This window comes from Pseudomonas izuensis (assembly GCF_009861505.1).
In the GTDB taxonomy this organism is placed as follows: Bacteria; Pseudomonadota; Gammaproteobacteria; order Pseudomonadales; family Pseudomonadaceae; genus Aquipseudomonas; species Aquipseudomonas izuensis.
In genome coordinates this window covers 268,620-295,029 of record NZ_WTFT01000014.1, presented here as the reverse complement: position 1 = coordinate 295,029, position 26,410 = coordinate 268,620, and the positions used below count along the sequence as shown (strand labels likewise).

The following is a 26,410-nucleotide window of genomic DNA, read 5'->3' as shown; positions in this document are numbered from 1 at the left end:
GTCGGAGCCATCGGCAGCGACACGGTTGCCCTGCAGGTAATCGGAGCCATCAGCCGCCACGGCGCGTTTTTCCAGCAGGCGATCAGAGCCACCTTCAGCCACACGATTTTCGATCAGGCGATCCGAGCCACCTTCCGCCACACGGCTTTCAATCAGACGATCCGAGCCGCCTTCAGCGACTACAGGTTGAGCCGAGGTCGCGGCGAAAGCGTTCACTGCGAAAACCGAGAAAGCGATGCTGAGGAGGGTCTGGCGTTTCATGATCGTGTGCTCCGGGGTGTAATGGGTTGGTATGGAGCAGATGTTACGCCGCAGGATTTTTAAGAGAACTTCATTGATGTGATGGTGAACATCGATGGTATCGATAGGGCGAGTGGCATGCCGCTAGTGAGCGTGATAATGGCGTACCCTGACAAACCGGTTTTTTGCAGGTATTAATTACATTGCGTATCAACTGTAATGCGCGATAGCGTCATTATCAGGAGTGCAAAACACAAATACAGTCAGTCGGAGGATCCTGTATCAAGTCCGCCGGATTAACTGGTCGTGCAGGTGACGATGTTAATTTATTGACTGCGTAGTTGAGGTGTCTTTGATGGTTCAGCGCACGATGAAAACTACTTTCCTGGCAACACTTCTTCTGGCAAGTGCAGCCATGCCATTCGTCCAGGCACAACCATTGCCACTCGGTAAAACCGGTGCTTTATATAATGAAGAGGTGGAATGGCGCAGCTTTCCTGCTTTCCCCAAAGAAGTAAAACTGGCCGTCCTGGTTGGCGACCCCAGTCAGCCAGCACCCTACGTTGTGCGAGTCAAAGTGCCAAACGGCACCAAACTAATGCCCCATACACATCCTGAAGATCGTATCTATACCGTCATGTCCGGCGTTTTCTATATTGGTTTCGGTTCTGTCTTCGATCCGGACAAGCTGGTGGCCTATGGTCCGGGAAGCGTGGTGATACTTCCGGCTAATACGCCACATTTTCACTGGGCCAGATCAGGGGAGTACATCTCACAAGTTTACGGATTCGGACCGCTGGGCATCGAGTATATCGATAGCCATGATGATCCTCGTAATACATCGAAGTGACACCTGCTCGCGAAGACGATCTACAAGCCAGTCAGACTTTTGTGAATGTACCCAATCCACGTAGGAGCAAGGCTCGCCAGCGAAGGCGGCCAGACAGCCAACCAATCTCCCGCAGATGTATTCGGTTCAACTGTGGGAGCGAGCCTGCTCGCGAAGACGGTTGCTCAGTCACCAATGGCATTGAATGTAACGCCGCGATCGTCAGATCACCGTCCGGAGCAAGCTCGCTCACAATAAGGTTTCGAGAAATTGCGCCGACCGGTGTTTCATCTCTTCGGCAATGAAAAGGAGCAAAATACCAGCCAAAATAAATCCGCCCCTTTATTCCCTCTGCGAAGGCTCAGTGAGGTCGTAGTGATTCGTTTCGAAAGACAATTGGGCAGTTGAACACGAAAAAACCCGGCTGATCAGGCCGGGTTTTTTTTGTGTTTCGGTCAGGCGATTTGTTTATGCGACACGGTTGCCATTCAGGTGATCCGAACCATCAGCGGCGACGGTGTTGCCTTGCAAGTGGTCGGAGCCGTCAGAGGCAATGGTGTTGCCTTGCAGATGGTCGGAGCCGTCAGAGGCAATGGTGTTGCCTTGCAGGTGATCAGAACCATCGGCAGCAACAGCGCGTTTTTCGAGCAGGCGATCCGAACCACCTTCAGCCACACGGCTTTCAATCAGACGATCCGAACCCCCTTCAGCGACTACAGGTTGAGCAGAAGTAGCGGCGAAAGTGTTAACTGCGAAAACCGAGAAAGCGATGCTGAGGATGGTTTGGCGTTTCATGATCGTGTGCTCCGGGGTGTATTTGGTTGGTATGGAGCAGATGTTACGCCGCAGGATTTTTAAGAGAACTTCATTGAGTTGATGGTGACTATTGATGCAGTCAATGGATGCAAAAACCGGACTCTTTGTAGCAGCAGGCTTCGCCAGCTGCTACAGGCTGTGCGTTACGCCAGTGGCTACTGCTCTGTGACGGGCATCAGGTGTTCTTCTGGCCATTGAAGCGTAGGCGCCAATCAAAAGTCATGAAAAAACCGGCTGATCAGGCCGGGTCCTTCGTGCGAACTGACCGGCCTGCTCTACAGCCTCACCAAAAAAAAACGGCGATCTGCTATTGCATTAGTAATCTACAGTTCACTGATGGCAGGTTGTCATAGGGAGGCCTGATGATGCGAAGTTCACTTGTGCATTCGAGACTTTGTTTTTGTTGTTTAGTGAGTGTTGTAACAATGGGGCTGACTGCTTGCTCCAGCAACGCCCCCCCTAAACAAATCATTCGGCCACCTGAGGATGACAGTGAAACTTCGACTGTGCGTATCACTACCAATTGGAAAGAGCACGCGCTTAGCAAATTGGGGTGCATGGAGCACGCCAAAGCCGTTCTGACACAAGCGAAGTATTTTGTTGACGCAGGGGAACGCTCAATCTTTGGGTTGCGTGAAGGCATGACGTTTTCAATTCGCTGCGACTACGAAGGCGTTGCTTTTTTCGCCGTGGCTTATCGCCACAGACCAAGTGTTGAAACTCAGAATCGGATTATGGACGAGGTCATGACGCGGTTTTAAGGAAGTCAGGCCAGCGGTACAGGGTTTTATTATGTGCCCATCGCGGCTCGAAAGTATTTATGAAGGTCAAGGCGTCACAGCGGGAGCAAAAGCCGGAGGCGGGCTTATTGAGTGGTCGGGGAAATAACGGGCGCGCTCGGCGCCCGTTTATTTATTCAAACCGACGCCGGCGCTAGCTGATTTCCCGGGTCACACCCCCCCTACGAGGCGCGCCACAACATTCGCCTGAAATCGGAATTTCTGATGTGGGAAATTTCTCTATGTGTAATAAGGGTTGCTTGGGTGATTTCTAGTCGACGTATATTTAGTAAATATTTTACTGTTGATAGGTGTGCGCTGTCTCGGCATTAATTAAGTGCTTCTTTCACGTGGAACTTAATTAATGCAAGGAATGCTGCATGCAAGAAACAATTGCTTTTCCTCCGCCTTTGAAGTCGTCGAACGCTCGATTGTCAGGGTTTAGTTCAAGCCTTGAAAGTGCTCTGAAATGGGATGGAGCTATTCCGCCGGTTACTTTGATCACCAGTATTGAAAGCGTCGTTAAAGAGCCTGATGCATATGAAAGATTTCTCGCTATAGGGTATTCGCTACACGATCAGATAAGTAGTGTTTTTTCGAATGGCACAACGGGTGTGCGGAATGAGGTTGAGGGGCTCATAAGTTCAGCTGCTGAAGCCGGATCATTCAATCAGTTAGAGGTTGCCTTAAAAAAGAAAGCATTTGTTGTCAAACTACTTCAGCGGGTTATAGGGAGTAGGGCTTGGAGTGGGGCGGATCAGTTTTTTGGCGTAGACGCATTGTCGTTAGACAGAACGGATTTCGCTTATTGTTTCGCTAGTCTGGATACCCTGGAGCACGAGGAAGAACGCCTAGGCTTTTATGAAGGTTTTCTGTTAGCTCTGACAGCCACCAACTTTAAACGAATCCTCGTCAAGGCTGTTTCCATTTTGGAGGACGCTTCACTTTCCATAGATGCTGAAATCCACTCAGCCTGGCTAGAGGTGAAACTGCTAATAACTTCAACTTGACCCTTAATCAGTCCGCCGAAGTGGTTACTGTGGCGGGTGCCGCTACGCTTCACAGCACAAACGGTTGGGGCTTCGAGGTGGCAATCCATAGAAGCATTCAGTTGTTGGCAGGATTGGGGGAAGTATTGCTCAGTCGAGCAATGGCAATCGGGCTCGGGACTTTGCTCTATTCCCCCGCTCTGGGTAACGGCGAGCGTTATCCTCAGACGGCTCTTAAACTATCTGGCAGTAAACTTTTGCCCGATACAACAAGTAACCTGAATGAAATCGCCTCTGCCGGAGGCACCATCGATCTTCCCTATAGGATTTATGGTGACCCTTGGCAATACACACTGGTTGCAACGCCGAGTGGAGGGCGTATTTCTCCGGCAGTACCCGTACGAGCTTTGGTATTCGACCAGAACACCAGCAGTTACAGTTTCACGTCACACGGCACACCACCCATTACCCTCGGCTTTCCTGTCATTCACCAGGGGGGCACCTCAACAACTTCGCCTGCTCGCCCTGCGAATATTCCGAGTTATACAGGGGTTGAACTGACACCATTGCTTGTGGTGCCCGATGTTTTGCCGGCTTTTCAGCTGCCTGATTTCAGAGATTGCATTTACTGCTTTCCGATCGAAAGCGGTCTACCGCCTATTTACGTTGTTTTCAATAGTCCTTATGAAGGGGCTACCACGAGAGGAAAGTACAGTGGTCGACCTTACAACCCCGCCAAGGCCGGAGGCCCAATTTTGGATCTAGATTGGACTAAAGCCATCGTGACGCAAGCTGGTATTGATCTGGTGAAATTACATACGGGCCGATTTGATCCTTCGGATGCCAATACCATCATGATTGAGCGTTTGGACAAAATTCTCCAGGGTAAATTAGTAGTCACGGATATCGACAAACGTTTCTATACTCATGAACTTAGAGAGCTTGAACGTTTCAGGGTGTTAGGTGTGGCAGATGGCGTAAAACCGAATGATGAAGGTGCTACTTGGAATAACACCCACGCGGCGACCCTGGAGGACTACAAGCTAAAAGATGACTTTGAGTTGCTCTACACGCCTGAAGCCATAGACGCAGATAAAAAACAAGCTGACAGAGAGTATGAACAAATGGGAGGAGCAAAACGATGAGCGTCATAGAAACTATCGTACTTGACGAGGAACCCATGGAGGTAATTTTGTTTCTCACCAAAAATGAACTAGGAATCTCGTTCCCTCGACTGGACAGACTTTATAATATGGCTGGTTGGGCACATGTGGGAGATATTATGGGTTTGTTGAATCTCCTTTGGAAGATGCGTGAGGCCGGCTTTGTAGAGCTTAGTGGAACCGGAGTTAGGAGAGGGCCTAACTGGAGAGAACCGACATTCATGGTAGAGGGGAAATATACCTTTGATTGATTTCACTAACTGTCTGACTCTTTGAAAGACGATGGTTAACAAGAAACGGGCGCCTTGGCGCCCGTTTTCATTCACTCTGCCGCCTGCGCCCGCAAACGCCGCCCGATCACATCCATCAAGTCACACCCATCCCTTAACGGAATGGCCAGCAGCTTCGAAAAATCCGACAACACCACCGTGTCGCAACCAATCTCAGCGCGAAAGGCAATGTTCTCCAGCACCTGCGTAACCGCGCGAATGCGGTAATCCGCCGTGGCTTGCAGGACATCGAGTGGAGCGTGGGTGTCGATGAGCAGGGAGGCCGGAACCAGGTCGATTCCGGTGAGAGGCATGTATCTTTCCATGTTTGAAAAAATCTCTATTTGATTGGCTTAAAGCCATCACTCAGTCGTCGCCAAACGATTGGGTGGCAGCTGTGCGCAGGTTGGCGAACCGGCAATAGAGAAAACCGGCAGACCCGAAGGTCTCCCGCGCACAGCCGCCATGACAGCGGCTTTGCGGGTGCGATGATACCTGCAATGAAGCGGATAGCTCTCGCATTCTCTATGAACAGGTCGCCAAACCTGTGTCGCTATTTTGGGCGACGGGGCTGACTATAAGTCACACAAGATCAGCGGAGATAGGTGAGCACTTCCGAACTTCATGTAGGACCCGTGTTGATGAAACTTCAGACCTTTCACCTCCCTCCACTGGCATTCCAAACACAGACCTGAGATGTTCAATGCCCCCGTGGTTTCAGCCACCGAAGCTATCCTCAATCACCACGCCAGCACCCGAGACGGACCCTCAATGCAAACCCCAACCAAACCCCAACGCCCCCTCTGGCAAACCTACCTCCTGTTCCTCGCCCCGATGGTCCTGTCGAACTTCCTGCAATCCATGTCCGGCACCGTCAACAGCATCTACATCGGCCAGATGCTCGGCACCCAGGCGCTGGCCGCCGTGTCGGGCATGTTCCCCATCGTGTTCTTCTTCATCGCCCTGGTCATCGGCCTCGGCGCTGGCGCCGGTGTGCTGATCGGTCAGGCCTGGGGCGCGCGCGAGCCGCATCTGGTGAAGGCGATTGCCGGGGCGACGTTGTTGTTGGGGCTGTTGATCGGCTTGGTGGCGGCGGTGGTGGGCAGTGTGTTTGCGCGGTCTTCGCTGGTGGGGTTGGGGACGCCGGGGGATGTGCTGGACGATGCGGTTTCGTATGCCCACGTGATGTTGTGGTTCATGCCGTCGCTGTTGGTGTTTGTGTTGTTCACGCAGTTGCTGCGTGGGGTGAGTGACACGTTTTCGCCGTTGTTGGCGTTGCTGGTGTCGACCGTCATCGGGCTGGTGCTGACGCCGGTGTTGATTCGCGGCTGGTTCGGCTTGCCGATGCTGGGGATTCAGAGTGCGGCGTTTGCCGGGTTGGCGGGGAACCTGGCGGCGATGGGGTGGCTGGCGTGGCGCTTGATTCGCAAGGGGCATCCGTTGGCGCCGGATCGGGAGTTTTTTGCGGCGATGAAGCTGGATTGGGTGATCCTTGGCAAGGTGCTGCGCATCGGCTTGCCGACCGGGTTGCAGATGGTGGTGTTGTCGCTGTCGGAGTTGGTGATTCTGGCGTTGGTGAACCAGCACGGTTCCCAGGCGACGGCGGCGTACGGCGCGGTGACGCAGATCGTCAATTACGTGCAGTTCCCGGCGCTGTCGATTGCGATCACGGCGTCGATCCTTGGGGCGCAGGCGATCGGGGCAGGGCGCATCGAACGGATCGGGCCGATTTTGCGCACGGGGTTGATGATCAACGTGTGTTTGACCGGTGGGCTGGTGGTGTTGGGGTATCTGCTGTCGCACTGGTTGCTGGGCTCGTTCCTCACCGAGGAGGGGACGCGGAGTATGGCCGAGCACCTGTTGCACATCATGCTTTGGAGCCTGTTGGTGTTTGGCTTTCAGGCGATCATCGGCGGGATCATGCGTGCCAGTGGAGCGGTGATGGTGCCGGTGGCGATCTCGATTGTGTGTGTGGTGGGCGTGCAGTTGCCGGTGGCGTATCTGCTGGATGCGCGGTTCGGGTTGCAAGGGGTGTGGATGGCGTTTCCGGTGGCGTATCTGGGGATGCTGGCGTTGCAGACGCTGTATTACAAACTGGTGTGGCAGCATCAGAAGATTGAGCGGTTGGTGTAGGGGTTTGAGAGGTGTGTATTGCTGCTGGCGTCATCGCGAGCAGGCTCGCTCCTACAGGGATCTGCTTGCCGCCGGCCACCGTCGCGCCGAGAATTCATGGGTGGGGTGAAGTGTTAACCGACAGGCGTGATCGCCTGGGGAGGTTTTCAAATGAATCATTCATCGCAAACCATCCTGCAAAATCGCGCCGCCGCCGGTCGGCGCCTGGTGGAGCCGCTGCTCCCATACGCCCGTCGCGCCGATGTCATTGTCCTGGCCTTGCCCCGTGGCGGGGTGCCGGTGGCTTATGAGGTGGCCACGGCCCTGGCGGTGCGCCTGGACCTGATGCTGGTGCGCAAGCTTGGCGTGCCCTCGCACCAGGAGTTCGCCATGGGCGCGATTGCCAGTGGCGGCATTCAGATTCTCAACGAACAGGCGCTGCGGGCGCACCCGATTGATAAAGCCGCGTTCGATGCCGTGGTCGCACGGGAAACCAAAGAGCTGCAGCGCCGCGAACAGGTCTATCGCGGCAACCGTGCGCCACTGCAACTCAAGGATCAGGTGGTGATCCTGATCGACGACGGCCTGGCGACTGGCGCGTCGATGATGGCGGCGATCCATGCAGTGCGCGAGCACGGGCCGTCGCGCATCGTCGTCGCCGTGCCCGTGGCACCGATTGAAACTGCGGAGGCGTTGCGCAGTGAAGTGGATGAGTTGATCTGCCCGCTGATTCCCGATTGGATGATGTCCATCGGCTATTGGTACATGGATTTTTCCCAGACGTCGGATAAGGAAGTCATGGATCTGTTGCAACAGGCGTGGCAGCGAGAGGCTGGCGACAGCGCGTCATGAATGTGATGGCATCCAAGGTGGAATAAACAACCGTTCTTTGCTTTAGTCCTCCTGATGCTGGCTTGTGTGTACGGCACTTCAACCCATGAGGGCGCCCCGGCCCGGAGTGTTCCATGAACTCTCGATTCCCGCGTTTCACCGCTTTGCTCGCCATCGTGGCACTCGGTGTGTTACCCGGCGCTGACGCAGTCGAATACACCGACGTCAACCCCACGGCCAGTACCATCAGTTTCACCTACAACCAGATGGGCTCGAGGGTCTATGGCACCTTCGGCAAGTTCCAGGGTTCTCTGCAATTCGATACTCGCCACCCCGAAGCGGCACACGCCAAATTGACCATCGACCTGGACAGCATCGATGCCGGCAGCGAAGACGCCAACACTGAATTGCAAAAGCCGGCGTGGTTCGACACCGCCCAATATCCGGTGGCGACCTTTGAGTCGGCCCGATTCAAGGCCATAGGCAACAACCGCTACCAGATCACCGGCAAGCTCACCCTCAGAGGGCTGAGCCGGGAAGTGTCGGTGCCGGTGTTGCTGAAGGAGGAAAACGCCATCGGCATTTTCGAAGGGGAGCTGAAGCTGGAGCGCAATGATTTCAAGATCGGTGAAGGCGAATGGGCCGATACGGTTGTTTCCAACGAGATCAATATCCGCTTTCGGATGGTCGCTCCGCAGCGCTAGTGGGTGGGCACGGCCAATCCGAGTGAGCGCATTCGCTGCGTAAACGATCAACGCCCGGTCCACATTGCATGGACCGGGCGTCAGTCAACGTTACATCAGTGCGCCGCTATGGGCGCCGTCACCGACTTGCCGAACGTCGAGGTGATGGTGACGGTCGGGTTCGGTGTCGGGCCGGCACCGGTGGTGCTGGCCGATACTCTCCAGCGAGCCCCGGTGCCGGTCGGCGTGAGGATCGCGTTACCGAGGTTGAGCGGGCCGGCGGTCGTCGTCGCCGTGACCGTCAGCGTGTTGCCCGTACCCCGTGAAGTGGTCCCGGCCAGGTCCCAGGTGTAGCGGTTGTTGCTGCGCACGGTGACGGTCGCACTGGTCACCACCAGGTCTTCGTTGACCACCGGTGCCGGTGTCACCGCCACGGAGACGGTTGCCGGTGGCGAGACCGCATCCTTGGCATCGCTGGCCTGGTAGGTGAAGGTCGCGGTGAACGGCGCGGGGGCAGTGGCCGGCGGTGTGTAAATCACACGTACACCGTCGGTGGTGACTGTGCCCTGGCCAGAGTCCGGTTGACTCAGGCCCACCACTTTAAGTGGCAGGTTACCGTCCGGATCGGTGTCGTTGGCGAGCACGTTGATGGTCACCGCCTGTCCGTTGGCGCTGGCGGCGCTATCGGGGTTGGCCACGGGCTTTTTGTTCTCGCCTTCGTTGTTGTTATCGTCATCGTTACCGGTGCCACCGCTGCGGAAGGTCGGCAGTGCGGCAGAGTTCACGTAGGTGACGCCGTCCCAGCCGGGCAGGGGTGTTGGCATCAACTGGAACTGGCCCGGATGCTCGATATCCCAGCGCAGCAGCATCGAATTGTCTTCGTGCTGGGTGTTATGGCAGTGCTCCATGTAGGTCCCGGCAAATTCGCGGAAGTGAATCGCCATTTCCACATCCACCGAACTGTCGAGGCCGTCGCCGATGCGGTACACGTCCTTGCGTGCCCATTTTTCCCATTCCGGTGGCGCTTTGCCGTCGCGGCTGAGGATGATCCCTTCCTCGAAGTGCACGTGCACCGGATGGCTCCAGCCGTTGCCGCCGTTCTTGATTTTCCACACTTCGAGGGTGCCGTCACCGGAGAAGCCGGCATCGGTCGGGCCGTTGGCCAGTTGCGGTGCCGCGCTGAGCCGGCGTGGGTCCATGTTGTAGCCAAACCCACCGTCGGTCTTGACAGTCCATGGCGCTTCGTCGGTGCCATCGGAACGACCGAACGTGAACTCGCGATGCCGCGCCACCTTGAGCTTGGCCTGGTCGGCCGGGTTATCACGATCGATGGTCAGTGGAATCATGAATTTGCCTGCCGCCTTGCCTGGCTTGGCTGGCTCGTAATCGGCCGGGTTCATGCTCACGTCCGTGCCGCTGTAAGGCTGCACGATCAATTGCAGGAACTTGCCCACCACCGGGTCGCCCTTGTCCCACTCCGGTCCTTTGCTGCCCTGTTTGATCACCGCCTTGTATTTCTCGGACAGCACGTCGGCCAGGCTCAGCGCGTTCTTCTCAGGACCCTTGCCGGTCTTGTGCTCCAGGAGGTTGACGAAGTACAGCTTGTCGCCAACGTTGATCCCGTTTTTCGCGAAGTTGACGATGATGTCGTAGCGTTCGGCGATGCCTTGCACCGGCAGGATGGCGTTGTGGTTTTGCAGGTTACCGTCGCCGTCCAGGTCCATGCTGCCATCGAACGGCACGGTATGGGCCATGAGGTTGCCGTCGTTGGCGATCATGTGGAACGGTACGCGATTGTAGGACACATTGGAACCGGAAGGCCCCGGGAACTCACCGCTGTTGCCGGCCACTTCACGCACCAGGGCAATCTTCACGTAGCGCGATACCGAGCCATTGAGAATGCGAAAGCGATAGCTGCGTGCGCGCACTTTGAGTTTTGGCTGGTACTGCCAGTTGACCAGCATCTGATCGCCGAGGAAGCCGTCGGTGTTGAACGGGTTGAACCACAGCTGGCCGTTGGCGTCCCAGGCCTTGTCGGCCACCACCAGGTTGACGTCGTAGTCACGGTTGCCCCAGGGCAGCGCCGAGCCGCTGGGCAGGCGCAGGTTGACGCCGTCCTCGATCGCCTCGTTACCGCGATCCAGCGCGCTGTAGTAGTTCATCATCACCGCGTTGCCCTTGTAGACGTTCTGCGCGGTGAAATCGAGCATGTGGTCGTGGAACCAGTGGGTGCTCATGGTTTCGCGCCAGTCGCCGCGAATCTTGATCGTGCCGTTCTGGCAGGTCTTCAGGCCTGGCGAGGCGTCGTTGACATACAGCGTTTCGCCCGGCGCGCACGGGAACGCCGCGCGTGGGTCCGACGCGGTGGTGTTGATGGTGTCGTAACCGGCCAGTTGCATCGGCCAGCGATAGTCGTAGTACTGCCCGGGAAAGAAAAACGCGTTGGCGTAGCCATCACTCTCGGCGGGGGAGTGGCCGTTGTGTTCGTGGGTGCTGATGGTGTGTAGGCCGAACCCCATGTTGGCGGCGGGGTCGATCGGCAGGGCGTTGTAATGACGCATCATCAGGGGTTGGCCATAACGCACCATGAGCAGTTTGGGCGGCACGGTGCCGTCGAAGGTCCACAGCGCATTGTGATTCTGCACCGGCATGTTCGAATGGAAACGCACGTCGATGCCTTTGGTGGTGCCTATCGTGGTGGGGATGTCGGAGGTCTGGTAGTAAAGCCCGCCAGGGCCGAATTCACCGACGGCGTAGTTGTGCAATTGCTTGCGGTCGCGCAAGCCCATGTTGGTCCGGGCGCCGGCTTGCACGGTTTTGTAGGCGGTCTGCGGATAGAACTCGTTCCAGCGCTGGTGCGACCAGCCTTTTCCTGGTGGACGGCCTTCGGCCGGCGAACCTACCGGGTGGCGGTTGAGGAAGGCCTCGATCTGCGCCTGCCAGGGGTTGCGGTCCAGCACGTTGGAGTACTGCGATGGATACGGGAACAATCCCGGTTGGCGCATGAACGCCTCCAGCGCGGCGCTGGAGGGACCACTGCGGGCGATGCTGTTCGGGTCCTGTTGCGGCGCCGGGCCGGCGGTGGGGACCGGGAAGGTCAAGGTCGGTGGCGGAGTCGTCGGATCGAGTTTTTCCGGGCCGAACTCTTCGAACAGCAGCAGTTGCTGAGTAAACGGCTGGGCCCCGAACAACGGGCTGGGTTTGCCGTTGGTGGGGTAGTTGAACGAGGTCTGCGCGGACGGCGGCAGTACGTTGTCGGCACGGGGTGTGTTCTTGTCGCCGTACACGCCGTTAGGCAGGGCGATCGAGCCCTGGTTGGCTTCGGGCATGGACTTCAGGGCTTCCAGTTCAGCCGCGGCTTCAACCGGGTCGGCGGGTGGATTGGAGTAGGCCGAGGGGTCTGTCGGTGGCGGCTGGCTGACATCGTCGATGGGGGCTGCGCTGACTGAGGTCAGGCTGGCGGTGATCAGCATGACAGAGGCCACGCTGGACCTCCGCCAGAAGCTGAGCGAACGGAATACGGGTGTTGTGCTTTTCATGTGATTTCCCCTGAGATTTGCCAAATTGGCGAATCCGCCATCCCGACGTGGGGGGACGACTGCACTTGCGGTGCAAGGGTCGGTGCAACTGTTGGGCCATCATCGAGCACTAGGACAAAAGTCCCGATTAATTAGCAAGTTGTTTCAGAGTGTTGCTCTGGTGTGGCAGTCAGTGGTGGGGAATATTCCTCAGTTACGGGGAAAATTCCCTTATTTCATTGGGTTACTTTCACCACTCGCGGGTGGGTTTGGCAAAATGAGTGGTTCGTATAAGAAAACGAGAGGCATTATCAAATGATTTGCCCCGGCATCAGATGTTGTCCGTGTAGGAGCGTGGCTTGCCCGCGAAGAGGCCGGAACATTCAGCACATTGCCATCTGTCACCCCCAATAATGCAACGCCTCGAAGCTCGTTCAAGGCAGGCGCGGTATGATAGCCAGCCCCGCGACGAACGCTTTGCACCCATCCCCGGAGTCAGCCCCCGCAATGCCCCAGATCACTCATTTCAAAACCCCGTGCCCCGAGCACATCAACAGCCAGATCCTGCAGATGGTGGTGGACAACCTGACCGACATCAGCATGGTCGCGATCCCTCCGAGCAATCTGTTGTACAACGTTTACCAATACACGATCGGCTACGAGGTTCACCTGTATCTGGAGGCGTTGAACGGGGCGAAAGGGATCGATGTGGAGTTGATCGTCGCCACTGACCTGGATGACCCGGAGCAGGTCATCGGTTTCCTGTTGTACCTGCCGGTCAAGGACGACCCCGAGGCGTGTGGCGTGGCCTATATGGCGGTGCATGCCAGCCATCGGCGCCAGGGCGTTGCGCGCAGGATGCTGCGGGAAATGGTCGGTCGATATCCCCATGCCGAGCTGACGTGCGCGGTGGCCAAGGTGCCGTATTTCGAGGCGATGGGCTTTGAAGTGGTGGGCGTGCGCGCGACCCAGGTATTGATGAACACCCGCGACCACGGCAGCGACGGCTTGATGGCGCTGCTGGACGTGGCGTCGATCTACAGCTCGCTGGAGGTACGGCAGATCCATACGTATCTGCTGCAAAAACACGGCAAGCGGGCAATGCTCGATGCGGAAAAACAGCGGGACCGGCATCTGGACCAGTTGACGCGCAAGGCCAATGAATTCGTGCGCGAGCGGTTGGGGGAGGGGGCGGTTCTTGCCAACCAACCTCGTATACACCTGGTCTAACGGCGTTCAACCAGGCATCACAACCCGTTGTAGGAGCTGGCTTGCCAGCGAAGAGGTCGTCACAGCCGATAAAGATGCTGGCTGGAGACCGCTTCGCTGGCAAGCCAGCTCCTACAAGTGCAGAGCGACTGTTGTTAAGACAACTTCACATTCATCGTAATCCGCGCCGTGAATACCTTCTTGCCTTCAACGTCGTGAATGTCCACCGGCACGATCTTGTCGCCCTCCGTCGTCCAGTCCAACGCTTCGCCATCAGCCACCGCCGTCACATCACTCTTGGCCTTGGCCAGGTATTCCACCGTCATGCCCTTGGGAATCCAGCGCGCGCCTGCGGGGATGGACACGTCGGTCATCATCCCGGCGGCCAGTTCGGCGGCGTTGCACATCGCAATCGCGTGAACGGTGCCCAGGTGGTTGGTGATCTCCCGGGCAAACGGCACCTGCACGGTGGCCGAGCCTTTGCGCAGGTCGGTGACCAAGGGGTTGATGGTGGAGAAATAAGGTGCCACCTGGCAGGCCATTTTGCTGAATGATTCGGGGCCTGCGCTGTTGAACATGCTGAGGAACTGACTCATGTTGAAGCCTCTTTGATAGACGGATTTGCAGAATAGTATTCTGTAACAGAACAATGTTCTGTAACGGAACAGTATTCTGTCGAAGAGAAATCTGTCAACCTAGCGCCACTTTCCCGTTGGCAATCGCCAGCCTTCACCCATGCATTTTCCGGTCTGTGTTGAGTATGGAAACTTCAGATTTACTTGAGCGCTGCTACCCCGGCCGCCGCGCCGAACTCAAGCGCGACATCTTTCGCAAGGCCTTGAAACTGTTCAACGAGCAGGGGATCGAGGCCACGACCATCGACATGATCCGCGCTGAATGCGATACCAGCGTTGGCGCGATCTATCACCATTTCGGCAACAAGGAAGGCCTGGTGGCCGCGCTGTACTTCACAGCGCTGGACGACCAGGCCAGGCTGCGCGACAGCTACATGGCCGAGGCCGCCACCACCCAGGCGGGGGTGCACGCCCTGGTGTACAGCTACGTGGATTGGGTCGACAGCCAGCCCGAATGGGCACGTTTTCAGTACCACGCGCGATTTGCCGTGACCAAGGGGCCGTTCAAGGACGAACTCGCCACCCGCAACAAGGCGCGCAACAAGCAACTGATGGAGTGGCTGTTTGATTCGGCGCGCCGAGCTGAAATGGGGGACATTCCGGCTGAGCTGATACTGTCGCTGATCATCGGGCAGGCCGACAGCTACTGCCGCGCCTGGTTGTCGGGCCGGGTCAAGGGCAGCCCGAAGGCGTACCGGGAGATGCTGGCCGACGCGGCCTGGCGCTCGGTCGCTGCTCCCGAAACCCAATGAATCACCCCCTGTGGGAGCGAGCCTGCTCGCGATAGCGGTGTATCAGGAACATCAATGTTGACTGACACACCGCTATCGCGAGCAGGCTCGCTCCCACAAGGGGGGTGTTGGTTTTCAGAAGGTTAAAAAAGAGCCTCAAAGCTCTTTGATGGGGAGAAGTGGAGCCATTGAGGCTCAAGATGCGCATGAAGCAGGCGGTGAGCTTGATAGGGGTTCAGTACACTCACCACCTACGCAACGGCTTGGGCAAGCAAGCGGTTGCGCAACTTCATCGTAGAAACATGGGGGTTCGCCCTCAAGTACCGCTAGTCGAATCCCCCCACAAGTGTCAGCTTCTGCGAAGACCTTCACCCGGCCAACCGGCCTGATTCAGGGCTTTGAGCAGCGTTTCGGCATCCAGCCCCGGCACGGCATGTCCATTACCTTCGGTCGTTTCGGCGGCGAGCAGGGCATTGATGATGGCTTCCTCCACCGCTTCGGTGGCCGCCAGGAACAATTCGCTGATGTGATCGTTATTGACCATGCTCAGGTTATCGGTGGTCGGCGCGCGTTTGCTCTCGTAGGCGGCGGGTGGCACGTGAGCGTTGCCAGTGGCGAAGGCAATGAAAATGTCGCCGCTGTGGTCCTCGTTGCCGCCGCCGGTGCGGGCCAGGCCGAGGCTGGCACGCTGCGCCAGTCGCGTGCATTGATGCGGCAGTAACGGCGCATCAGTGGCCAGGCACACCACGATCGAACCCATGCCCGGATGCGGCAATGAGGCCTTGAGAAACGGTGAGTCAGCCTGCTCCATGTAGCGCCCGACCGGGTAGCCATCGACTCGCAGTTCATTGCGAATGCCATGGTTGGCCTGGACGATGGCGCCGACGGTCCAGCCGCCCTGGGCATTGTTCAAACGCCGCGATGCGGTGCCAATGCCGCCCTTGAATTCGTGGCAGATCATGCCGCTGCCGCCGCCGACATTGCCTTCGGCCACCGGTCCGCTCACCGCCGATTGCACGGCCTGGGCCACGTGTTCGGGCTTTACATGAAAGCCGTTGATGTCGTTGAGCAAACCGTCGAAGGTTTCCAGCACCACCGGCATGTTCCAGTAGAGCCGCCCGTCATCCGGTTGCTGTTCACGGTCCACCACGATCAATGCGTCGCGCACCACCCCCAGGCTATGGGTGTTGGTGAAGGCGACCGGGCTGGTCAGCAGGCCGGCCTCGCGAATCCACTCAAGCCCCGTGGCGTCGCCGTTGCCGTTGAGTACATGGACACCGGCGAAGCACGGCTGCCGGCTGGCGGACCCGGCACGGGGTTCGATCACGGTGACGCCGGTCAGAATGTCGCGGCCGCTGGCGGTACGGCCTCGCACGTTGCTGTGGCCGACCCGTACGCCGGGCACATCGGTGATGGCGTTGAGAGGGCCGGGTTGCAATTGGCCAAACTGAATGTTCAGGTCGCGGGCACGTGGTTTCATGGTTTCTATTCTTCAAATGAGTGGCGCAGGAGTGAAAACCTGTGGGAGCAAGGCTTGCCCGCGATTGCATCGCCTCGGTGCAGCAGAAACACCTCAGTGTCTGCATCGCAGGCAAGCCTTGCTCCCACAGGGTTTGAGGTGTTTGGGTTATTGACCGTTTTTGACCTTGCTCCAGATCCGCGTGCGCACGCGTTCAGTGGCCGGTGGCAACGGCTGCAAGGTGAACAAGGTCGCCAGCGCCTCGGTAGATGGATACACGGCAGGATTGGTGCGCGTCGCTTCGGCCACCAACGCCGTCGCATTGCGGTTGCCGTTGGGGTAGTTGAGGTGATTGCTGACCGGGGCGATGACCTCGGCACGCATCAGGTAGTCGATGAAGGCCAGCCCCTGTTGTGGATGCGGCGCATCCTTGAGCAACACCAGCGTGTCAAACCACACCGGCGCGCCTTCCTTGGGCAGGCTGTAGGCGATCTTCACGCCGTTGCCGGCCTGCTCGGCGGTGGCCTTGGCTTCCAGCATCGCCCCGGACCAGCCCACTGCCACGCAGATATTGCCGTTGGACAGGTCGCTGATGAATTTCGACGAGTTGAAGTAGGCGATATGCGGGCGCAACTTGAGCAACAGCGCTTCGGCTTTCTTGTAATCCTCGGGGTCGGTGCTGTTGGGCGGCAGGCCGAGGTAATGCAGGGCGACCGGCAGCATTTCCGAGGGCGAGTCGAGCATCGCCACGCCGCATTCGCCGAGTTTGGCCAGGTTCTCTTCCTTGAACACCAGGTCCCAGGAATCCACCGGCGCCTTGTCACCCAGCACCGCACGCACCTTGTCGATGTTGTAGCCGATGCCGTTGGTGCCCCACAGGTACGGTACGGCGTACTGGTTGCCCGGATCGTTGTTGGCCAGTTTCGCCAGCAGGTCGGTGTCCATATTCTTGAAATCCGGCATTTGGGCCCGGGGTAACGGCGCCAGCGCGCCGGCCTTGATCAGCGTCGGCAGGCTGAAGTTGCTGGCCACCACCACGTCGTAGCCACTGCGGCTGGTCAGCAGTTTGCCTTCCAGCACTTCGGCGCTGTCGAAGGTGTCGTAGACCGGCTGGATCCCGGTGTCGCGCTTGAAGTCATGCAGGGTGTCGGGGCCGATGTAGTCATACCAGTTGTACACATGAACGGTCGGGCCTTCGGTGGCAACCGCCGACAGCGAAACCGCCAGGCAGGCGCCCAACCCCAGATTGAAATACGAGCGGTGACCACTCATGATGCGGCACTCCTGGCCTGCTGCGGCCGGTGATATTCAGGAGCTTGCAGCGTATCGACCGGGGTGGCCGTTACCCATTCCCATCATGGGTTACTCGAAAGGGGTAGTGCGTGGACGCGTTGTTGAAAGAGTTGCCGCTGCACCAGGGGCTGGCGCGGGTGTTCGGCGCGATCGGCGAGGACGGATTCTGGCGTGCGCTCATCGACACCTTGCGAATGCTGGTGCCGATGGATAACGCATTAGTGGCGGTCATTCAGTCGGGAAGGGTGCCGCGCCTGCTGATCGACTTCGACTCCAAGGGCAGTGGCGAGCAGGAAGGGCTGGCGGATTATTGCGCCGGGATGTACCTGCTCGATCCGTTTTACCTGGCGGTGTGTGCCGGCATCGCTGACGGTTTGCACAGCCTCGACTCGGTGGCTCCCGACCAGTTCCAGCAGAGCGAGTACTACCTCAGCTACTTCCGCTCGGTGGTGGGCGGTGACGAGTTGCAGTTCATGGTCAACCTCGACGGCGCCGTGCTTGGCTTGTCCCTGGGGCGCTCGACGCGCTTCACGCTGGAAGAGCAGGGCCGCCTGCTGTGCGTGCGTGACTGGGTATTGGCCGCCATGCGTCGACACCTGCAACTGCTGCCCCCGGAAGGCCCGGTGGCCGAACCGGTGGCCGGCGATCTGGCGACCCTGCTCGACCGCTTCGACGCGCGCCTGTCGGTGCGCGAAATCGAAACCGCCCGGCTGATCCTCCAGGGCTTTTCCAGCAAGGCCATCGCCCAGCAAATGGGCATCTCCCCGGAAACGGTGAAAGTGCATCGGCGCAACCTCTATCACAAGCTCAATGTGAACGGGCATGGGGAGTTGTTTGCGTTGGTGTTGCAGCCGCGTTGAATCAACCGATCCCTTGTAGGAGCTGGCTTGCCAGCGAAGGCGTCGTATCAGGCAATAAATGCACTGACTGAGACACCGCTTTCGCTGGCAAGCCAGCTCCTACAGGGCGGTTGGGATTTTTAATTGTCCAGTTTGAACACCAACGCCTTCAACCCACACTCGATATCGGCATCCGGAAACTCCGGCGGATTGTCCAGCCGTTGCTCGAAGTGCAGGCTCGGCGCTTCGCGAGTCACGCCGTCGATGAGGAAGTCCGCGCCAAACGCCGGGTCGTTCATGCAGGCCAGTACCGTGCCTTGCGGGCCGAGCAATTCCGGGAGGCGGCGCAGTACGCGCTGGTAATCCTTGGTCAGCAGGAAACTGCCTTTCTGAAAGGAGGGCGGGTCGATGATCACCAGGTCATACGGGCCCTTGCCGATCACCTTGCCCCAGGACTTGAACAGGTCATGACCCAGAAAGGTGACGTTGCCAAGGTCATGTCCATTGAGCCGGTGGTTGTCACGGCCACGGCTCAGGGCCGGGCTGGACATGTCCAGATTGACCACCTGGGTCGCGCCCCCTTCGATGGCCGCCACCGAGAAGCCGCAGGTGTAGGCGAACAGATTCAGCACCCGTTTGCCCTCGGCATTGGCCCGCACCCAGTCGCGGCCATAACGCATGTCGAGGAATAGACCGGTGTTCTGCTTGCGACCCAGATCCACCCGATATTTCAGCCCGCCTTCGGTGATGGTCATTTCCTCGATGACATCCCCCAGCAGCCATTCAGTGGTGCTTTGCAGCAGATAACGATGCTGCAGCAACAGCGTATGCGCGCCCGATTCTGCCCACTGGACTGACTGGGTAATCGCCATCAGCAACTGCTTCAAGTCCTCCAGTTGCGAAGGCTCCGGCTCCTTGAACAGCGCCACCAGCACCACACCCTGCAACCAGTCGACGGTCAACTGTTCCAGCCCCGGCCAGCAGCGACCACGGCCGTGGAACAGGCGGCGGGTTTCGGCGGGGGCGGCTGCCAGGGCGGTCAGCAGGTGCGCTTGGAGAGTGGTGAGGGCGTCTGGGTTCATCGGTCAAGGGTCGGCAATTTTGAGGGGGCGGCATTTAACCATAGTTGCACCCCGAGCGGATCACACAACCCCCCTGTAAGAGCGAGCCTGCTCGCGATGATCGTTAACGATGACGCGGGTTTTCTGAATGAGCGCGGTGCCTGGGAGACCATCGCGAGCAGGCTCGCTCCTACAAGGGCTCGCAGGGTAGTTATCACGAATAATTTAACTCTGCGTGAGGATTTGGCGATCTTGTCGCTCCCATACTCGGCTCCAACGAACAACAACAAGGAGCCCGGACATGTCGCAGTCAACTGCTTCACCCAAGGCCAGCCACCCCCGCTGGCTGCGGCTCACCCATTGGCTGAACGCCCTGGCGGTGCTGGTGATGGTCACCAGCGGTTGGCGCATCTACAACGCCTCGCCGCTTTTCGACTTCAGCTTCCCCAAATCGATCACCCTCGGTGGCTGGCTCGGCGGTGCCTTGCAATGGCACTTCGCGGCGATGTGGTTCCTGGTGTTCAACGGCCTCGTCTATCTGGTCATCAACCTGTTCAGTGGCCGACTCAAACGACGGTTTTTCCCGGTCTCGCCTAAAGGCGTGCTGCATGACCTGTGGGCTGCGCTGCGAGGAAAACTGGGGCATGCCGACCTGAGTCATTACAACCAGGTACAACGGGTGGCGTACCTGTTCGTGATGGTCGACATCACGCTGCTGGTGATCTCCGGGCTGGTGTTGTGGAAGTCGGTGCAGTTCCCGCTGTTGCGTGAATTGCTGGGCGGTTACGAGGCGGCGCGGTATGTGCACTTCATCGCCATGTCGCTGTTGGTGGCGTTTGTGGCGGTGCATCTGGTGATGGTCGCGCTGGTTCCCAAAACGCTGGTGGCCATGATCGTCGGTCGCAAGGAGTCCGTATGAAAAAGCGCATTCAAGACCCGGGCCTGGACGAGTCTTCGATCCTGATCGACGCCCGGAAAATCCTCGCATCGCAGATCGAGGACCGCTCCCGCCGCTCATTCCTGCTGCGTGGCCTGACCCTCGGCGGCGTGGCCATGTTGTCCGGCTGCAACCTGACCGACAACGAAAGCGTCGAAACCGCGTTGTCGTCGATGTCGCGCTTCAACGATCGGGTGCAGGGCTGGCTGTTCAACCCCAATGCCATGGCACCGACCTATCCGGCGTCGATGATCACCCGGCCGTTTCCGTTCAATGCCTTCTACGGCATCGACGAAGCACCGACGGTGGAGGAGGAGGGCTATCGCCTGGAAATCACCGGCCTGGTCGCGGACAAGCGCAGCTGGCGTCTCGAAGAGTTGCGTGCCATGGCACAGACCGAGCAGATCACCCGGCACATTTGCGTCGAAGGCTGGAGTGCGATCGGGCGCTGGGGCGGTGTGCGCTTCAGTGATTTCCTCAAACGCATCGGCGCCGACACCGACGCCAAATACGTCGGCTTCAAGTGCGCCGACGACTACTACACCAGTATCGACATGGCCACCGCGCTGCATGCGCAAACCCTGCTGACGCTGACCTATGACGGCGCGGTGCTGCCGCGCCAGTACGGCTTCCCGATGAAGCTGCGCATGCCCACCAAGCTTGGCTACAAGAACCCCAAACACATTCAGGCGATTTTCGTCAGCAACACCTACAGCGGTGGCTACTGGGAAGACCAGGGCTACAACTGGTTCGGTGGCAGCTGATGAAGCCTGGACATTTCACCCTCAAAAACAAGCAAGGAGTTTCATCATGAAAAAGCTGACCACTGTTGCCCTGTCCATGTGCCTCGCAATCGGCGCCGCCAGCGTGTTCGCTGCCGACACCATGAGTAACGACGCAATGTCCAAGGACACCATGTCCAAAGACACCATGAAAAAAGACACGACCATGAAGAAGGATTCCATGGCCAAGGACACGATGAAGAAAGACAACATGTCCAAGGATTCCATGAGCAAGGACGGCATGAAAAAAGATGCCATGTCCAAGGATGCGATGAAGAAGGACGCCATGTCGCAATAACCCAAACACCCCCGACAACCTGTAGGAGCAAAGCTTGCTCGCGATGGCGTCGTGTCAGTTAACAGATGTATTGGCTGACACGACGCCATCGCGAGCAAGCTTTGCTCCTACAGGGGATCGGGTCGTTCAAGGGGTATGACCTGAAGTCATACCCCCATGATTTTATATGGTTACAGCCCGGCCAACCCCCAGTGTTAAAAAATCGCAAACCAGCTCATCAACAACAAAAAAGAGCGTTTGCAACCATGATCATTCATCACTGCCGCGTCTTCGCCAGCGACCTGCTGCGCTCTTCAAACCCCGACATTTACCACGCGATCCCCACGGTTTGCGTGCACCTCTGATCAACCCAACTCCCTGAAGAGTAAAAGCTCATGAAAGAACTCGATCTGTACATCGGTGAAGGTTTCGAAGGCCCTGGCGTGAACGCCGCGCACATCAATATCCTGATCGGCCCGCGTAACGGCCCGGCAGGGCAAGCGTTCGCCAACAGCCTGGCGTCGCCCAGCCAGGGTCATTGCCCGTTCATGGTGATCGCCCAGCCGAACATCCCGGTCAAACCAATGACCCTGTATGTGAACAAGGCCGCCATTGGCAGCGACCTGCACGGCAATGCCACCTGGGGTGCGTCCCAGGCCGGCATCGCCAAGGCTGTCCTGGAAGCGCTGCTGGACGGCACCTTGCCGCCGGAAGCGGAAGACGAGTGGGCCATCGTTACGGCCAACTGGGTCAACCCGGCTTGCGACGATCTGGATGCGGTGTACCTGAATAACTACAACGCCTGCCGCACCGCGATCCGCGCCGCCCTGACCGGCAAGCCGGAAACCGCGCAGCTGGCGGACGTGGTCAACCACATCAGCAACCCTTTCTACACGCCAAAAGCCTGAGGTCCGCGCCATGCAATACATCCGTTTGGGCAACTCCGGCCTGCAAGTCTCCCGCCTGTGCCTGGGCACCATGAACATGGGTACTCCGGACTGGAAACCGTGGATCTTCGATGAGAAGAAAAGCGAGCCGATCGTCAAGCACGCGCTGGACAACGGCGTGAACTTCATCGACCTGGCGGACTTCTATTCCGCCGGCGTCGGCGAAGAAGTGGTGGGGCGCATCGTCAAGCGCCTGGCCCGTCGCGAAGACCTGGTGATCACCACCAAGGTCGGCTACGGCACCCGCGCCGGGATCAATGCCAGCGGTCATTCGCGCAAGCACATCATGGACAGCATCGACGCCTCGCTCAAACGCCTGGACATGGATTACGTCGACGTGTTCATGCTGCATTACTTCGACGTGAACACCCCGGTCGAAGAAACCATGAGCGCCATGAACGACATCGTGCGCTCCGGCAAGGCCCGTTACATCGGCGTGTCGACCATGCTCACCGGGCAACTGGCAAAAATCCTCATGGCCTGCGAGCGCAATGGCTGGGTCAAGCCGATCAACATGCAGCTGCAACTGAACTGCGCCTACCGCGAAGAAGAGCGCGAGATGATTCCGTTCTGCCGCGATCAGGGCATCGGTGTGTCGGTGTTCAGCCCGCTGGCCCGTGGCTTGTTGACCGGTGACGTGCAGTCGACTCGCAACCAGACCGACTTCTTCACCCAGCAGATGTACAGCGACGAAGCCTCGTTCGAGATCGCTCATTCGGTGCAGCGCGTGGCCCGTGCCCGCGGCGTGTCCAACGCGCAGATCGCCCAGGCCTGGGTGGCCAATCATCCGGGTGTGGATTGCATGCTGGTCGGCGCCGACACCACCGAGCAATTCGACAGCGCCCTTGCAGCGCTGGAGACCAAGCTCGATGCCGAAGAACTGCATGAGCTGGAACGCAACTACACCCCGTGCGACGTGATCAACGATTACACCGCCGGCAAACGTATCCTGCGTTCGGCCCGTCCGGGTTCGGAACGCTTCACCCTGACTGAGGCCGTGGCATGAGCGCGTTGATCCGGCACGGCAATTTTATCGACGGGCAATGGTCCAGTGGTGGCCCGACTTATCCGGTGCTGAACCCGGCCACCGGCGAGCTGATCGCCGATGTGCAGAAGGCTGGCGCCGAAGAAACCAACCTGGCCATTGAAGCGGCCAATCGCGCCTTGCCGGCGTGGCGCAAGCTGACGGCCAAGGAACGGAGCCAACGCATCAAGCGCTGGGGCGAATTGATGCTGAGCAACCAGAAGGACCTGGCGACCTTGCTCAGCCGTGAGCAAGGCAAGCCGCTGGCCGAAGCCATGGGCGAAGTGGTCTACGCCGCGAGCTTTCTGGAGTGGTTCGCCGAAGAAGCCAAGCGCGCCTACGGTGATGTGATCCCGAGCCACAAGGCCGATGCGCGGATCATCGTGGTCAAGGAAGCCATCGGCGTGGTCGCGGCGATCACCCCGTGGAACTTCCCGCTGGCCATGGTCACCCGCAAGGTCGGCCCGGCACTGGCGGCCGGTTGCACGATGATCCTCAAGCCGTCGGAAGAAACCCCGCTGTCGGCCTTCGCCCTGGCGGTACTGGCGGAGCAGGCCGGCATTCCAGCGGGTGTGTTCAACGTGGTGTCCGGTGATGCCGTGGCCATCGGCGGCGCGCTGCAAGCGTCCGGCATCGTGCGCAAGCTGTCGTTCACCGGCTCCACCCGCACCGGCAAGTTGCTGATGCGCCAGGCGGCCGACACCTTGAAAAAGGTCTCGCTGGAACTGGGTGGCAACGCGCCGTTCATTGTCTTCGACGACGCGGATATCGACGCGGCGGTGAAGGGCGCGATGGCCTCGAAGTTCCGCAACACCGGGCAGACCTGTGTCTGCGTGAACCGCTTCTTTATTCAGGACGGCGTGTACGAAGCCTTCACCGGCAAACTCGCCGAAGCGGTGGCGGCGATGCGCGTGGGCAATGCCCTGGAAGGGGAAACCGAACAGGGACCGCTGATCAACACGGCGGCGCTGGCCAAGGTCGAGTTGCATGTCAGCGACGCGGTGGAGAAGGGCGCCAAGGTCCTGTGCGGTGGTCGCCGTCATGCGCTGGGCGGCACTTTCTACGAACCGACGATTCTCGCCGAAGCCAGCAGCGACATGCTGATCGCCCAGGACGAAACCTTCGGCCCGGTGGCCGCGTGTTTCCGTTTCAAGGACGAAGCCGAAGTGCTGCAACGGGCCAACGACACGCCCTACGGTTTGTCGGCCTACTTCTACAGCCGCGACATCGGCCGCGTGTGGCGAATGGCCGAAGGCCTGGAAGCGGGCATGGTCGGGATCAACGAAGGGATCATCTCCACGGAGGTGGCGCCGTTCGGCGGAATCAAGGAATCGGGCCTGGGTCGCGAGGGTTCGAAGTACGGTCTGGATGACTACCTGGAAATCAAATACCTGCTGATGGGTGGCCTGTAAGGGGCACGCCCCTGTAGGAGCAAAGCTTGCTCGCGATGACGGAGTGTCAGTCGACGCCTGTGGTGCCTGACACTCCGTCATCGCGGGCAAGCCTTGCTCCCACAGAAGCAAAAAAAACCAGAAATATCGGTTTCATTTCTCCGTCAATAACAACAATTGGAGACTTACATGTCCGTACAACCGGTAAAAATCGACGACCTGCCCATCGGGCGCTTCCACATCAAGATCGCCGGCCTGACCTTCGGTGCGCACTTCACCGACGGCTACATCCTCGGCCTGATCGGCATCGCCTTCACCCTGCTGAGCCCGCAGATGCAGCTGGATGCTTTCTGGCAGGGCCTGATCGGCGCTTCGGCATTGATCGGTCTGTTCATGGGCAGTCTGTTTTTCGGCTGGATTTCCGACAAGGTCGGCCGGCAGAAAATCTTCCTGGTCAGCTTCGTGCTGATCACCCTCGCGTCGGTGATGCAGTTCTACGTTGAAACGGCGATGAGCCTGTTCCTCTGCCGGGTACTGATCGGCATCGGCCTGGGCGGTGACTTCAGCGTCGGTCACGCCATGCTCGCCGAGTTCGCGCCGAAGAAACATCGCGGGGTGTTGCTCGGTTCGTTCAGCGTGATCTGGACCTTCGGCTATGTGGCGGCAACCTTTGTCGGCACCGCGATGCTCAGCCTCGGCGACGATGCCTGGCGCTGGATGCTGGCTTCGTCGGCGATCCCGGCGGCACTGATCCTGATCGCCCGCATCGGCACCCCGGAGTCGCCACGCTGGCTGGTCAATCAGGGCCGCATTGCCGAAGCGCGGGCGATCGTCAAGAAACACCTGGGCGACAACGTCGAACTCGACGAAACCCGTTCCACCGAAACCCGCTCCGGTTATGCCATCCTGTTCAGTCGCGAGTACCGCAAGCGCACCGCGTTCAACTGCCTGTTCTTCGTCTGCATCGTCATGCCGTACTTCGCCATCTACACCTTCCTGCCGTCGATCTTGCAGAAGATGGGCCTGGCCGAAGGCTTCGGCACCGAACTGATGCTGAACATGCTGCTGATCCTCGGCGCACTGATCGGCATCTGGTGCACCATCAAATTCACCCGTCGCGGGTTCCTGATCAACTCGTTCATCATCCTGGCGGTGGCGTTGTTCCTGCTGGCGGTGTTGCCGGGCAGCGCGGCGTTCCTGATGGTGCTGGTGTTCGGGTTGTTCACCCTGGTGTTGTCGGCGGTCAGTAACCTGGTGGGCGTGTTTCCGGCCGAGAGCTTTCCGACGGAAGTGCGTGCCAGCGGTATTGGCCTGGCGACGGCGGTGAGTCGCCTGGGCTCGGCGATCAGCACCTTCTTGCTGCCGGTGAGTGTGGCGGGGATCGGTCTGAGCCCGACCATGGGCATCCTGGCGGCGATCCTGGGGATTGGGGCGTTGTTGTCCTGGGCCTGGGCACCGGAGACCAAGTCGCTGACGTTGAGTCAGGCGTGCAAGGCGCAGAGTCCGGTGGAGGGTGGTATGCATGTAGCCGGAAAGGCTGCAACACCGGTCTAACTACTGGCACGCTTCCTGTAGGAGCAAAGCTTGCTCGCGATA

Annotated in this window: 26 protein-coding genes; 18 read left to right on the top strand and 8 right to left on the bottom strand. The window is 58.8% G+C overall.

The window, feature by feature from the left end:
• On the bottom strand, window positions 1-261 hold a 261-nt coding region (locus tag GPL81_RS15755; RefSeq protein WP_160107507.1), incomplete at its 3' end, for a hypothetical protein.
• Between the two features lie 349 nt (window positions 262-610).
• On the opposite strand from GPL81_RS15755, the gene GPL81_RS15750 reads away from it, so the two are divergent.
• Complete coding sequence (locus GPL81_RS15750; protein WP_246218935.1) at window positions 611-1,090, top strand: cupin domain-containing protein; 480 nt, start codon at window positions 611-613, stop codon at window positions 1,088-1,090.
• 447 nt (window positions 1,091-1,537) lie between these two features.
• On the opposite strand, the gene GPL81_RS15745 is transcribed toward GPL81_RS15750, so the two are convergent.
• A complete protein-coding gene (locus GPL81_RS15745) occupies window positions 1,538-1,864 on the bottom strand; it encodes a hypothetical protein (protein WP_160107505.1) in 327 nt (108 codons plus the stop codon).
• 383 nt (window positions 1,865-2,247) lie between these two features.
• Between GPL81_RS15745 and GPL81_RS15740 the strand changes: the two genes are divergently transcribed.
• The 4 genes from GPL81_RS15740 to GPL81_RS15730 all read left to right on the top strand — a co-directional run bounded on the left by GPL81_RS15740 (window position 2,248) and on the right by GPL81_RS15730 (window position 5,067).
• Window positions 2,248-2,646: a hypothetical protein gene (locus GPL81_RS15740; RefSeq protein WP_160107504.1), complete on the top strand. Its 399-nt coding sequence runs from the start codon at window positions 2,248-2,250 to the stop codon at window positions 2,644-2,646.
• Between the two features lie 398 nt (window positions 2,647-3,044).
• Window positions 3,045-3,674, top strand: a complete 630-nt coding sequence (locus tag GPL81_RS31465; protein WP_246218934.1) for a hypothetical protein — start codon at window positions 3,045-3,047, stop codon at window positions 3,672-3,674.
• Entirely contained in the window at window positions 3,671-4,798 is a 1,128-nt protein-coding gene (locus GPL81_RS31460) for an S-type pyocin domain-containing protein (RefSeq protein WP_246218933.1), read from the top strand. The genes GPL81_RS31465 and GPL81_RS31460 overlap by 4 nt, the downstream gene beginning before the upstream one ends.
• A complete protein-coding gene (locus GPL81_RS15730) occupies window positions 4,795-5,067 on the top strand; it encodes a hypothetical protein (protein ID WP_160107503.1) in 273 nt (90 codons plus the stop codon). Before GPL81_RS31460 ends, GPL81_RS15730 begins: the two co-directional genes overlap by 4 nt.
• Before the next feature lie 71 nt (window positions 5,068-5,138).
• Here GPL81_RS15730 and GPL81_RS15725 read toward each other — a convergent pair whose 3' ends face one another.
• Complete coding sequence (locus GPL81_RS15725) at window positions 5,139-5,411, bottom strand: hypothetical protein (protein WP_160107502.1); 273 nt, start codon at window positions 5,409-5,411, stop codon at window positions 5,139-5,141.
• A gap of 445 nt (window positions 5,412-5,856) precedes the next feature.
• On the opposite strand from GPL81_RS15725, the gene GPL81_RS15715 reads away from it, so the two are divergent.
• The 3 genes from GPL81_RS15715 (at window position 5,857) to GPL81_RS15705 (ending at window position 8,732) form a co-directional block, all read left to right on the top strand.
• Window positions 5,857-7,218, top strand: coding sequence for an MATE family efflux transporter (locus GPL81_RS15715; protein ID WP_160107500.1), 1,362 nt, complete (start codon window positions 5,857-5,859; stop codon window positions 7,216-7,218).
• Between the two features lie 150 nt (window positions 7,219-7,368).
• Entirely contained in the window at window positions 7,369-8,049 is a 681-nt protein-coding gene (locus GPL81_RS15710) for a phosphoribosyltransferase (RefSeq protein WP_160107499.1), read from the top strand.
• 113 nt (window positions 8,050-8,162) lie between these two features.
• Window positions 8,163-8,732 carry a YceI family protein gene (locus tag GPL81_RS15705; protein ID WP_160107498.1) on the top strand — a complete coding sequence of 190 codons (570 nt, stop codon included), beginning with the start codon at window positions 8,163-8,165 and terminating at the stop codon, window positions 8,730-8,732.
• A 95-nt stretch (window positions 8,733-8,827) separates the two neighbouring features.
• On the opposite strand, the gene GPL81_RS15700 is transcribed toward GPL81_RS15705, so the two are convergent.
• Window positions 8,828-12,250 (bottom strand): Ig-like domain-containing protein, encoded by a 3,423-nt coding sequence (locus tag GPL81_RS15700; RefSeq protein ID WP_160107497.1) that lies wholly within the window; start codon window positions 12,248-12,250, stop codon window positions 8,828-8,830.
• Window positions 12,251-12,736: 486 nt separating this feature from the next.
• Here GPL81_RS15700 and GPL81_RS15695 point away from each other — a divergent pair, with 486 nt between their 5' ends.
• A complete protein-coding gene (locus tag GPL81_RS15695) occupies window positions 12,737-13,459 on the top strand; it encodes a GNAT family N-acetyltransferase (protein ID WP_160107496.1) in 723 nt (240 codons plus the stop codon).
• Between the two features lie 134 nt (window positions 13,460-13,593).
• Here the strand turns inward: GPL81_RS15695 and GPL81_RS15690 are convergent, their stop codons facing one another.
• Window positions 13,594-14,034 (bottom strand): hotdog fold domain-containing protein, encoded by a 441-nt coding sequence (locus tag GPL81_RS15690; RefSeq protein ID WP_160107495.1) that lies wholly within the window; start codon window positions 14,032-14,034, stop codon window positions 13,594-13,596.
• A 164-nt stretch (window positions 14,035-14,198) separates the two neighbouring features.
• On the opposite strand from GPL81_RS15690, the gene GPL81_RS15685 reads away from it, so the two are divergent.
• A complete protein-coding gene (locus tag GPL81_RS15685; protein ID WP_160107494.1) occupies window positions 14,199-14,825 on the top strand; it encodes a TetR/AcrR family transcriptional regulator in 627 nt (208 codons plus the stop codon).
• 328 nt (window positions 14,826-15,153) lie between these two features.
• Here GPL81_RS15685 and GPL81_RS15680 read toward each other — a convergent pair whose 3' ends face one another.
• Together GPL81_RS15680 and GPL81_RS15675 are read right to left on the bottom strand one after the other, a co-directional pair.
• On the bottom strand, window positions 15,154-16,284 hold the full coding sequence (locus GPL81_RS15680; RefSeq protein ID WP_160107493.1) for a DmpA family aminopeptidase: 1,131 nt from the start codon (window positions 16,282-16,284) through the stop codon (window positions 15,154-15,156).
• A gap of 147 nt (window positions 16,285-16,431) precedes the next feature.
• Window positions 16,432-17,535, bottom strand: coding sequence for a polyamine ABC transporter substrate-binding protein (locus tag GPL81_RS15675; protein ID WP_160107492.1), 1,104 nt, complete (start codon window positions 17,533-17,535; stop codon window positions 16,432-16,434).
• 110 nt (window positions 17,536-17,645) lie between these two features.
• Between GPL81_RS15675 and GPL81_RS15670 the strand changes: the two genes are divergently transcribed.
• Complete coding sequence (locus GPL81_RS15670; RefSeq protein WP_160107491.1) at window positions 17,646-18,416, top strand: LuxR C-terminal-related transcriptional regulator; 771 nt, start codon at window positions 17,646-17,648, stop codon at window positions 18,414-18,416.
• Between the two features lie 119 nt (window positions 18,417-18,535).
• Here the strand turns inward: GPL81_RS15670 and GPL81_RS15665 are convergent, their stop codons facing one another.
• Window positions 18,536-19,477 carry a class I SAM-dependent methyltransferase gene (locus GPL81_RS15665; RefSeq protein WP_160107490.1) on the bottom strand — a complete coding sequence of 314 codons (942 nt, stop codon included), beginning with the start codon at window positions 19,475-19,477 and terminating at the stop codon, window positions 18,536-18,538.
• Between the two features lie 280 nt (window positions 19,478-19,757).
• On the opposite strand from GPL81_RS15665, the gene GPL81_RS15660 reads away from it, so the two are divergent.
• The 7 genes from GPL81_RS15660 (at window position 19,758) to GPL81_RS15630 (ending at window position 26,368) form a co-directional block, all read left to right on the top strand.
• Complete coding sequence (locus GPL81_RS15660; RefSeq protein ID WP_160107489.1) at window positions 19,758-20,375, top strand: cytochrome b/b6 domain-containing protein; 618 nt, start codon at window positions 19,758-19,760, stop codon at window positions 20,373-20,375.
• Window positions 20,372-21,157 (top strand): molybdopterin-dependent oxidoreductase, encoded by a 786-nt coding sequence (locus GPL81_RS15655; RefSeq protein ID WP_160107488.1) that lies wholly within the window; start codon window positions 20,372-20,374, stop codon window positions 21,155-21,157. The genes GPL81_RS15660 and GPL81_RS15655 overlap by 4 nt, the downstream gene beginning before the upstream one ends.
• A 46-nt stretch (window positions 21,158-21,203) precedes the next feature.
• Window positions 21,204-21,473 carry a pentapeptide MXKDX repeat protein gene (locus tag GPL81_RS15650; RefSeq protein WP_160107487.1) on the top strand — a complete coding sequence of 90 codons (270 nt, stop codon included), beginning with the start codon at window positions 21,204-21,206 and terminating at the stop codon, window positions 21,471-21,473.
• 374 nt (window positions 21,474-21,847) lie between these two features.
• Window positions 21,848-22,360: a formaldehyde-activating enzyme gene (gene fae, locus GPL81_RS15645; protein WP_160107486.1), complete on the top strand. Its 513-nt coding sequence runs from the start codon at window positions 21,848-21,850 to the stop codon at window positions 22,358-22,360.
• A gap of 10 nt (window positions 22,361-22,370) precedes the next feature.
• Complete coding sequence (locus tag GPL81_RS15640; RefSeq protein WP_160107485.1) at window positions 22,371-23,405, top strand: aldo/keto reductase; 1,035 nt, start codon at window positions 22,371-22,373, stop codon at window positions 23,403-23,405.
• A complete protein-coding gene (locus GPL81_RS15635) occupies window positions 23,402-24,835 on the top strand; it encodes an NAD-dependent succinate-semialdehyde dehydrogenase (protein ID WP_160107484.1) in 1,434 nt (477 codons plus the stop codon). Before GPL81_RS15640 ends, GPL81_RS15635 begins: the two co-directional genes overlap by 4 nt.
• Before the next feature lie 168 nt (window positions 24,836-25,003).
• Window positions 25,004-26,368: an MFS transporter gene (locus tag GPL81_RS15630; protein ID WP_160107483.1), complete on the top strand. Its 1,365-nt coding sequence runs from the start codon at window positions 25,004-25,006 to the stop codon at window positions 26,366-26,368.
• The last annotated feature ends 42 nt before the right edge of the window (window positions 26,369-26,410 follow it).